Below are 10,355 nucleotides of genomic sequence, written 5' to 3'. Positions count from 1 at the left end.
GAGCCTTTTGTCAATCTTTTTTTCGACTTTTTTTGCTTCGGCTCCTCGCCTCTGCCTCCCTCTCTTGAGTGCCCTATTAATCTACCACATCTCACCCCTCCTTGTAAAGCCTTTTTTTATCTTTTTTAAAATTTCCAAAATACCTTAACTAATATTTGATCATCTTTAATGCCTACTTCAATTTTTTCAATCATTTTATTAATGATCTTACGAGACAATTTCAATTCATCAATATAGTCTTCAATCTTTATTTCATTGATCAAATTATTAATCTTTTCTATTTGAACAGACAACTCCTTTTTCTTAATATCCATAAATTCTAATTCTTTTAAACAATCATCGCGATACTTTGTATACTCCTTATTACTAATCACTCCCTGTAACTTATCATAATACATTGTTTCTATCATTTTTTCTCTTTGATCTTTTTTATCATTTATTACCTCAATTTCATTTTCCAACTCGATAACCTTATTACTTATAAAATCATTAATTTGTAGTTTCCTTTTAATTTCCTTGGTATCAATCAATGATTTTAATTTTTCTATTTCCACTACAATCAAGCTATCTAAATCTACCTCTTTAATCAACGCTCCTTTACAAGCATCTTTATTATATAGTTTTGATCGACATCGAAAATATCTAATATGATTCCAAGAATTACTGACTAACTTTTCTTTACAATTTAAACATTTCAATTTACCAGCATATTTATTTATTATACCTCTTCTATTCGCTCTAGTCCTTTTTTCTAATAACTGTTGAACTTGATTCCAGGTACCCCGATCAATTATTGCTTCATGAGTATTTTCCTTAATAATCCAATCTGTCGGTAATAAATTTCTCTGTTTTTTATTTTTATAAGAAATACTTTCTTTTCGATGTTGAACCATATTTCCGATATACATTTCATTTTTCAAAATCAATCTAACAGAACTAGGTGACCAGTTCTTACTATTTATCTGATGATTTTGATATTTCAATCCGATACTTCTTTTATATGCCGTAGGATTTAAGATTTGCTGCTGATTTAAATATTGGGCAATCTTTAACTGACCGAAACCATCTAAATACAACTTAAAAATCATTTGTACTACTTTAGCAGCTATAGGATCAATAATTAAATGCCCTTTATTCTGGGAATCTTTTAAATAACCATAACAGGCAAAAGAACCAATATGATGACCATTTTGACATTTGGTTTTAAAAGTCTGACGAATATTATTCGACATATCTTCTAAATACCATTCATTAATTAATCCATTAATTTGGCGAGCCTTTTTATTACCTTGATTAAAAGTATCAACATTATCAACAATACTAATAAAACGAATCCCCCAAAGCGGGAAGAGACCATGTAGATATTTTTCAATTATTTCAATTTCTCTAGTAAACCGCGATTGACTTTTACACAAAACAATTTCAAATAATCTCTTTTTAGCATCTTGCAGCAAACTATTAAACGCTGGGCGATGGCGATCAGAACCTTTATAATCATCATCACTATAAATTTGATAAACCTCAAAATTATTTTGCTGACAATAATCTAATAACATCATTTTTTGATTTTTTATACTTTGACTATCATCATTTAGCCGTTTATCTTCATCTTCTTTAGACAAACGAACATACAAAGCGGCCTTAGTCATCATGCTTCTCCTGAGTTCGATTACTCTTTAAAAGATTAAAACTGTTATTAATTTCATCACTAATAACAGTTAATAACACAAGATTAAATTGTTCTTTTCTTAATTGTAAATCTTCATTTTTAAAAATATGTTTGCAAACGATTTTTCTTTTTTTAGCCATAAACATTCCTCCCACTAATATATATGCTTATGACTTAATTTATTAATTTAAAATGATTTGATTTAACACACTATCTACATTCAAGCTAGCAAAATCAATCGTATCCATCATCATTACCTTATCTCCATATTTCTCTTTGAACTCATCATACTTATATGAGATTTGAGGTGCCAATAAGATATAATCGTATTGATTTTCTACTTCATCTACTTTAGTAAAACTAACAGCATCAATTTTAATATTTTGATGTACTTTATTCATTTTTTCCTGCATCAAATATGCAAAATAAGATGTTGTAAGCCCAGAAGTACAGCTTAATAGAATATTAATTTGCTTATTTTCAATCAAATCAACATTTAATTGTTCCTTTTTAGGTGGGTGTTTTAAAAATTTAAAAAATGATTCAATTTTTTCCGTCGAACTTTTTAAATCACGAATTTCAAAATGTAAATAGAAAACAATTTCTTTACTACAACGGTCTTCAACTGATAACTCAACTAAATTATTGGGATAAAAATTTATAACAGCATGATAATCCTCATTACAAAAACAAACTGAACAAGAGTTACTACAAAGATGGGCATTATCTCTTGTTGCAACCCAACGATAAATAACCGGTGCTAAATTTCTTTCATCCATTACTATTCCCCCTTTACAGCTACCATTTTAATTATTTCTTTAATAAAAAAAAGAGCTTGTAAGCTGTTTAAATCAGCATTTACAAACTCAATTAAATAATCAGTATCTTTTGAAAATATTATTTACACTTCATTCCAAAGGATTGCATAGATTTTTTAAACAATACCTATAGCTAAAAAATAAAACAATATCAGCTCCTAACCAAGCTGCAATTTCAGCAAAAAAGATTCCATTAGACCCCATTAAAAGCGATAACAACAAAGCAGTAGCAGTCCTCATCACAAATTCAATGATTCCTGAACACATCGGCAATACAGTATTTCCTAATCCTTGAATACTCGAACGGGTAATATGTAAATAATATAACACAGTTAAAAATAACGACATAATAAACAAATAGCGATAAGCGACATCAAGTGTTGCATTTACTAATTGATCTTCACCATTAATAAACATCAATAAGATCCAACGTCCAAAAACAATCATAACTACTCCAATGATAATAGAAGTAACTATTGCGATTAATAAAGCACTTTTATAACCTTGTTTTATTCTTTCTATTTGATTAGCCCCGGCATTTTGCCCTACATAAGTAACCATAGCATATCCATATGATGTTGCAGCTACTTCCAATAATCCGTAAAGTTTATTGGTAGCTGTAAAACCAGCCAAAAATACAACACCAAACCCATTAATAACCGTTTGTAATATCATCCCGCCAATACTAATAACCATATTTTGAAACGCCATCGGCAACCCTAATTTCATTAAATAAATGCTAAGTGATCGACTAAACTCTCTTTCATCTTTATTAATCTTCAAAAAAGATAACTGTAAAATTTTCCTTAAGCAAAATAGAGCAGAAAAAACTTGTGCAATCATTGTTGCAAATGCCGCACCAAAAACGCCCATATTCAAGTAATAAACAAACACTATATCTAAAACAATATTAATAACACTGGCTACCAGCATAGCATATAATGGTGTTTTACTATTTCCAAAAGAGCGTAAGATTGCTGCCAACAGGTTATATGCCATAACTACAGGTAATGCAATAATCATTGTTTTTAAATAAATAACTGCATTATCTAAGACATTAGCTGGCGTATTTAATAAATTTAGTAAATTATTTGCAAGCACAAAACTAATTACCACTAATATCAATGTAATAATAACCGCTAAAAGTGTTGCATGATAGACAACTTTTCTCAATGAACTATAATTTTTTGCTCCAAAATCTTGAGCCATTTTAATTGAAAAACCTTGAGCAAACCCTTGCACCAGTCCTTGCAACATCCAGACAATCCACTCTGTAGCTCCAACCGCTCCAATTGCCAATACCCCTAAAACTTGTCCAACGATAATGGTATCGACCATAATATAAAGTTGCTGGCACAGATTTCCAGCCATCAATGGTAAAGCAAATTTTATAATTAGTTTACCAGGAGTTCCTTTTGTCATCTGATGAGTTATTTCCATTGATCATCCTCCTTCCACTTTAAATATATCTAATATGAAGTTATCACAAATGTTATTTTCAAGCAATCTTTTTTTCATTATATACAATACATCTAATATTCTCAATCCATCATTGGGAATATCATCACCCCACCATGTCCTGGGTCAATAACAATAGAAACATTTTCTAAAGTAGCCTCTTGACTAACTGGAACCGATTCATTTTTAATCAAAATACTTCCTAAAATTAAAAACATCAAACTTATCATTATGATAACTATTTTTTTCACCAAATCACCTATATGATTATATGCTTTAATCAACAAATAAATGTATCAAACTACATTATCTTTATTCATTCACTTTCTTGATATTTAATAATTTGTATGTTATTTTATGATAAACTAAGTAAATATTATAAACAACGAGTTGTGTAAATCACGTAAATCCAGTTGATAGTCGCAACTCGTTTTTTTATAATATTAACAAAGAATAATTAATTTAAAGAATGGAGGTTTCTATGATAAAAGTATTAGCAAAAAGCATTCGCGAGTACAAACGCGAATCAATTCTCACTCCAATTCTAGTTAGTGGTGAAGTTATCATGGAATGCATTATTCCCTTTATTGTTGCTTCACTGGTAAACGAAGTAAAAGCTGGGAGCAATTTAAATTCCATCTTGCACTATGGATTTATATTAATAATAATGGCAGCGTTATCACTAACTTTTGGTGGTCTAGCTGGATCTACTTGTGCGGTGGCTTCGTGTGGTTTAGCGAAAAATCTAAGAAAAGATATGTTTGAAAATATTTCCAAGTTTTCGTTTGAAAATATCGACAAATTTCTTACTTCTTCGCTGGTAACTCGAATGACTACCGATATTACCAATGTCCAAAATGCCTATATGATGATTATTAGAACAGCAATCAGGGCTCCTTTGATGTTATTTTTTGCTTTCTTTATGGCTTTTTATATTGGTGGAAAAATGGCCTGGATCTTTTTGGTTGTTGTACCAATATTAGGATTTGGACTGGGAATCGTTATTTATAAAACGACACCATTATTTAAAAAAGTTTTCAAAAAATATGATAACTTAAATAGTTCTATCCAAGAAAACATTAAAGCCATTCGGGTCGTTAAATCATTTGTTCGCGAAGATTATGAACAAACTAAATTTAATTATGCTGCTAAAGATGTCTGTAACGACTTTACTAAAGCTGAAAGAATTTTAGCAATCAACAACCCATTAATGCAATTTTGCATTTATAGTGTCATGGTCTTTGTTTTATCATTTGGTTCATATACGATCATTACCAGTCACGGATTAGATTTAGATGTCGGGCAGTTTTCTTCATTATTAACTTATAGTTTTATGATGTTGAACTGTTTAATGATGATTTCGATGGTTTTTGTCATGATCATTATGGCAGGAGAATCTGGAAAGCGAATCGTTGAAGTATTAAATGAACAAAGCACTTTAACTAATCCGGAAAATCCAATTACTGAAGTTTCAGACGGATCAATCGAATTTGATCATGTTAGTTTCAAATATTCATTAAGCGCCAAACGTCAGGCTTTAGCTAACATTAATTTAAAAATAAAATCCGGAGAGACGATAGGAATTATTGGCGGCACTGGTTCTTCAAAAACAACTTTGATCCAATTAATCAGTCGACTTTATGATGCTACCGAAGGAACAGTAAAAGTTGGTGGTCATAATGTTAGAGAATATGACTTAGAAACACTACGAAATAACGTCGCTGTCGTCTTACAAAAAAATGTTTTATTTTCTGGAACAATCAAAGACAACTTACGTTGGGGAAATAAATATGCTACACATGAAGAAATTGTTCATGCCTGTAAGTTAGCCTGTGCTGATGAGTTTATCACTCAATTTCCTGATGGCTATGATACTTATATTGAACAAGGTGGTAGCAATGTCTCTGGAGGTCAAAAACAACGTTTATGTATTGCCAGAGCTTTATTGAAACATCCAAAAATTTTAATTTTGGACGATTCTACTAGCGCAGTTGATACTAAGACCGATGCAAGAATTCGTAAAGCAATGAATGAATTTATCCCTGAAACAACGAAGATCATCATTGCTCAGCGAACAGCATCAATTGAAAATGCTGATCGTATTATTGTCATGGAAGGTGGTAGCATCAATGCTATTGGCAATCATGAAGAATTACTTAAAAATAATCAGATTTATCAAGAAATTTATACATCTCAAAACAAGGTAGGTGATAATGATGTCAAATGATAAAATAGTTATTCGGTTATTAAAAACTATCAAACAATTTTATCCGATTATGTTTCCAGTGACAATTGCCTGTATTATCTTTAATGCCATCGTTTCTTCAATTCCTACTATCTTTATGCAAAAGATTATCGCTTTAGTTGAAGAAAACTGGGAAACAGGGATTTGGGAAAATGTCGGTGGTCAAATTTTGACACTTGTTACAATCCTGGCCTGCTTTTATATCTTATCATTAATTGCTGGATTTACTTTCAATCAGTTAATGGCAATCATTACTCAAGGTACATTGAAGAAATTAAGAGAAAAAATGTTTGGTGGTATGCAAACTTTACCAATCAAATACTTTGATACTAATAACCATGGAGATATCATGTCACATTATACTAATGATATCGATACTCTACGTCAAATGATATCGCAAAGTATGCCTCAATTACTTATATCTGGAGTTACAGTTTTAACTATCTTTTTAATTATGATCTATTTTTGTTTCTGGTTAACTTGTGTTATTTTACTTGGCGTTGTGGTCATGTTTATTTTAATAAAAAAAATCGGTGGTAACTCTGCTAAATATTTCTTTCACCAGCAAAGTGCTTTAGGTGAAGTTGAAGGGTATATTGAAGAAATGATGAATGGTTTGAAAGTTGTAAAAGTTTTTTGTCATGAAGAAGAAGCTAGTGCTGATTTTGATGTATTAAATGAAAAACTTTATGAACAATCAATGAAAGCCAATCGCTACGCTAATATCTTAGGACCAATTTTAAATAACATTGGAAATGTTTTATATGTTTTAGTAGCGGTAACTGGAGCTTGTTTATTGATTTTAAAAGTTCCTAATCTATCACTTTCAATGATGCCTTTTAGTATCAGTATTGCAGTTCCCTTTTTAAATATGACAAAACAGTTTGTCGGAAATATCGGTCAAGTATCTCATCAAATCAACGCTGTAGTAATGGGTCTTGCAGGAGCTAGCCGTATTTTTGAATTAATGGATCAAAAACCTGAAGTTGATGAAGGGTATGTCACTTTGGTAAATGCCACTAATGAAGATGGTGAAATCAAAGAATGTCAACAGCGAACAGGTCATTGGGCCTGGAAACATCCGCATCAAGCTGATGGTTCTATTACTTATACGATGCAAGCTGGCGATATTGTTTTAGATGATGTCGATTTTGAATACGAAGAACATAAACCAGTTCTACATAATATTTCTTTATATGCAAAACCAGGACAAAAAGTTGCTTTTGTTGGAGCAACTGGAGCTGGTAAGACGACAATTACCAATCTATTAAACCGCTTTTATGATATTGCCGATGGAAAAATTCGCTATGATGGTATTAATATTAATAAAATCAAAAAGGCTGATTTACGTCATTCACTAGGAATTGTTTTACAAGATACTAATATGTTCACTGGTACTGTTATGGAAAATATTCGTTATGGTCGCCTTGATGCTACTGACGAAGAATGTAAAGAAGCTGCTAAATTAGCTGGTGCTGATGATTTTATCAGACGACTTCCAAAAGGTTATCAAACAATGTTAACAGAAAATGGTTCCAATTTATCACAAGGACAACGACAATTATTATCAATTGCCCGAGTAGCAGTTGCCAATCCTCCGGTAATGATTCTAGATGAAGCAACTTCATCAATCGATACCCGAACCGAAGCAATTGTCCAACGAGGAATGGATGCTTTAATGGAAGGAAGAACAACATTCGTCATTGCTCACCGTCTATCAACGGTAAAAAATTCAGATGTAATCATTGTCTTAGACCATGGTCGAATTATTGAACGCGGTACCCATGAAGAATTATTAGAACAAAAAGGTCAATATTATCAATTATATACTGGAGCATTTGAATTAGAATAAACTAAAAATACACGAGCTAATCTTGATTTGGCTTGTGTATTTTTGCATACTCTTGACCAATAACACTGGCAATAAATTGTAATTGATAAGGGTGACTAATTTGATTTTGAAATGAATCAAATAAAATATACCGATTAACATAAGGTGTTGTCTGTTCTTTACTGCTGGCAATCATCCAGATTTTAGGAGCCATCAGTTTTTTTGTCAAAGCTCTTAGATCCTGATATTCAAAATAAGAGCCTGTATAAGAAAAGATAATGATCAAATCATCTTCATTAGCAGTTAAAATATATTGAATTTGTTGCGAATAAGAAATATTCGTGTATACCTGTTTTCCAAGCATCAATAAATCAACTTGCAGATTTAAAGCTACCGCTCCCGCTTTCAACAAGCCAAAAATTGCTACCCTTTTATATTTTTTAATATCCTGACATAATTCAATAATCGCTTTTATATCAAGTGAATTAGCCACCTGATTAATACAATCATTAATTTTTTTAGCATAAGCATTTAAACTATGCTTTGTCGTTGAAACATCAAAGTCTTGCTGAAAATAGAGATTAGTCGTTGAAAGCATTTCCTTAAGTTCTGCAAAATCCCGTAATCCAATTTCTTTACAAAAACGTGAAATTGAGCTAATTGCTACATTACATTCCTCCGCCATTTCTCTAATTCCCAAATTTTGCATCTGATCTAAATGATTTAAGATATAGCTGGCAATTTGGCTATTAGTCGCTCCTTGTTTTTCACTGGCTAATGTGCTTAAAAAAACAATTGGTAATTTATCATAAATCATCCTTATCACTCACTTTCTATTATTTTCCTCCAGCAAAATTATACATCAATCTTTCCTTCATTTCGCTAGGATCAAGATTAAAAACTTCCATAATTTTAAAAGCAAACGGATATGGAGTTGCTGGACCTTGACTGGTCACAATATTTTGATCAAAAACGGCAACATCATCGACAAAGATACCCCCTAGTAATTTATCTTGATAACCGGTATATCCAGTCACTTTTTTACCATCGATGACTTTAGCTTTAGCTAATACAGTCGTTCCTGAACACATAGCTCCGATATATTTGTGATGATCATTAAAGTATTGTACCATCTTAATGACATCATCATTTGCATTTAAATTAGCACCACCTGGACGACCTCCCGGTAAAACAATCATATCATAATCTTTGACTTCATCACTAAACATTTTATCAGCTTTAACTAACATCTGATGCATTCCTAAAGCATACTGTTCACCAAAACTAAATGTATGACATTCAATCCCGGCTCTTCTTAACAAATCAACAATCGTTAATGTTTCTCCTTCTTCATAACCCTCAGCCATTAAAACTGCTACTTTTGCCATTTTATTCATCCTCCTTAACATCAAATGCATTAAAATAAACCATTCGTTTCTTTACTGCTAAAGAATCGCCACCTAATAAATCAACCAATTTATATGCAAAGGCATAAGCTGTAGCCGGACCACGACTAGTAACAATATTTCCATCTATGACTACTTTATCATCCAAATAATTTCCTTGTTTGATCTTTTTATCATAACCCATATAAGCAGTAAAATTTTTACCTTCTAATAAATTAGCCGCTTCTAAAGCAATTGGGGCAGCACACATAGCACAAATATATTTTCCCTGTTCATTCATTTCTTTTAAAATTTCCATCACTAATTGACTATCTCTTAAATTAGCGGCACCTCCATAACCACCTGGTAAAATAACCATATCATAATCAATTACCTCTTTACTTAAAACATGATCAGTTTTTACACTGATTTCATGACCACCAGTTACTGCTTCATCAAATCCAAACATATCACATTTCAAATTAGCCCGCCGAATAATATCTACTATCGTTAATGTTTCTCCTTCTTCAAATCCGGGAGCAACTAAAACTGCTGCTTTTTTCATCGATAATTCCTCCTTTTTATTACCTTCTGTTTACATATAAAATAATAATCCTCTCTTTTAAATAAACCAATCGATTTCCTAAATTAAGAAATTTTATTACGCTATATTGCGGACTTTAGCGTGTTTGTTACTTATTTGTTACTTATTTAGTACGTTTTATTGTAGTTTACTGGTTGGAAAATAAAAAATCCTAGAGCATCAAACCCTAGGATCTTTCAATATATTTATTATTGATGTAATACTGTTTGTGGTGTTTGTCTTCAATAACACTAATAAACTTGCCGTCCAATATCAACCAATATTTCTGGTCTACTGATAGTTTCTTAGCATCTATTGTTTCTGCGTGTTCCTTTAATTTAATAATCATAATAGACACCCATCTGA

10 protein-coding genes are annotated in these 10,355 nt (G+C 31.4%); 2 read left to right on the top strand and 8 right to left on the bottom strand.

Annotated elements, in window-relative coordinates; translation table 11 throughout:
* Positions 1-125 precede the first annotated feature (125 nt).
* The 5 genes from Q0K54_RS03385 to Q0K54_RS03365 all read right to left on the bottom strand — a co-directional run bounded on the left by Q0K54_RS03385 (position 126) and on the right by Q0K54_RS03365 (position 4,196).
* Positions 126-1,649 (bottom strand): recombinase family protein, encoded by a 1,524-nt coding sequence (locus Q0K54_RS03385; protein WP_294578447.1) that lies wholly within the window; start codon positions 1,647-1,649, stop codon positions 126-128.
* On the bottom strand, positions 1,642-1,809 hold the full coding sequence (locus tag Q0K54_RS03380; protein WP_294578446.1) for a hypothetical protein: 168 nt from the start codon (positions 1,807-1,809) through the stop codon (positions 1,642-1,644). Before Q0K54_RS03380 ends, Q0K54_RS03385 begins: the two co-directional genes overlap by 8 nt.
* 42 nt (positions 1,810-1,851) lie before the next feature.
* The gene (locus tag Q0K54_RS03375) at positions 1,852-2,448 is read right to left on the bottom strand and encodes a hypothetical protein (RefSeq protein WP_294578445.1); all 597 of its coding nucleotides are present in this window, start codon (positions 2,446-2,448) and stop codon (positions 1,852-1,854) included.
* Between the two features lie 129 nt (positions 2,449-2,577).
* Positions 2,578-3,927: an MATE family efflux transporter gene (locus Q0K54_RS03370; protein ID WP_294578444.1), complete on the bottom strand. Its 1,350-nt coding sequence runs from the start codon at positions 3,925-3,927 to the stop codon at positions 2,578-2,580.
* Between the two features lie 101 nt (positions 3,928-4,028).
* A complete protein-coding gene (locus tag Q0K54_RS03365; RefSeq protein WP_294578443.1) occupies positions 4,029-4,196 on the bottom strand; it encodes a hypothetical protein in 168 nt (55 codons plus the stop codon).
* Positions 4,197-4,426: 230 nt separating this feature from the next.
* On the opposite strand from Q0K54_RS03365, the gene Q0K54_RS03360 reads away from it, so the two are divergent.
* Complete coding sequence (locus tag Q0K54_RS03360; protein WP_294578442.1) at positions 4,427-6,172, top strand: ABC transporter ATP-binding protein; 1,746 nt, start codon at positions 4,427-4,429, stop codon at positions 6,170-6,172.
* Positions 6,162-8,042 carry an ABC transporter ATP-binding protein gene (locus Q0K54_RS03355; protein WP_294578441.1) on the top strand — a complete coding sequence of 627 codons (1,881 nt, stop codon included), beginning with the start codon at positions 6,162-6,164 and terminating at the stop codon, positions 8,040-8,042. Before Q0K54_RS03360 ends, Q0K54_RS03355 begins: the two co-directional genes overlap by 11 nt.
* Before the next feature lie 16 nt (positions 8,043-8,058).
* Here the strand turns inward: Q0K54_RS03355 and Q0K54_RS03350 are convergent, their stop codons facing one another.
* Genes Q0K54_RS03350 through Q0K54_RS03340 form a run of 3 tightly spaced genes read right to left on the bottom strand, consistent with a single transcriptional unit; the run spans position 8,059 to position 9,971 of the window.
* Positions 8,059-8,838, bottom strand: coding sequence for a MurR/RpiR family transcriptional regulator (locus tag Q0K54_RS03350; RefSeq protein WP_294578440.1), 780 nt, complete (start codon positions 8,836-8,838; stop codon positions 8,059-8,061).
* Between the two features lie 19 nt (positions 8,839-8,857).
* Positions 8,858-9,409 carry a DJ-1 family glyoxalase III gene (locus Q0K54_RS03345; RefSeq protein WP_294578439.1) on the bottom strand — a complete coding sequence of 184 codons (552 nt, stop codon included), beginning with the start codon at positions 9,407-9,409 and terminating at the stop codon, positions 8,858-8,860.
* A 1-nt stretch (position 9,410) separates the two neighbouring features.
* On the bottom strand, positions 9,411-9,971 hold the full coding sequence (locus Q0K54_RS03340; protein WP_294578438.1) for a DJ-1 family glyoxalase III: 561 nt from the start codon (positions 9,969-9,971) through the stop codon (positions 9,411-9,413).
* Between the last annotated feature and the right edge of the window lie 384 nt (positions 9,972-10,355).

The sequence above is a fragment of the uncultured Thomasclavelia sp. genome (genome assembly GCF_944324745.1).
Taxonomy (GTDB): Bacteria; Bacillota_I; Bacilli_A; order Erysipelotrichales; family Coprobacillaceae; genus Thomasclavelia.
This window is presented reverse-complemented; position numbering and strand designations above follow the sequence as displayed.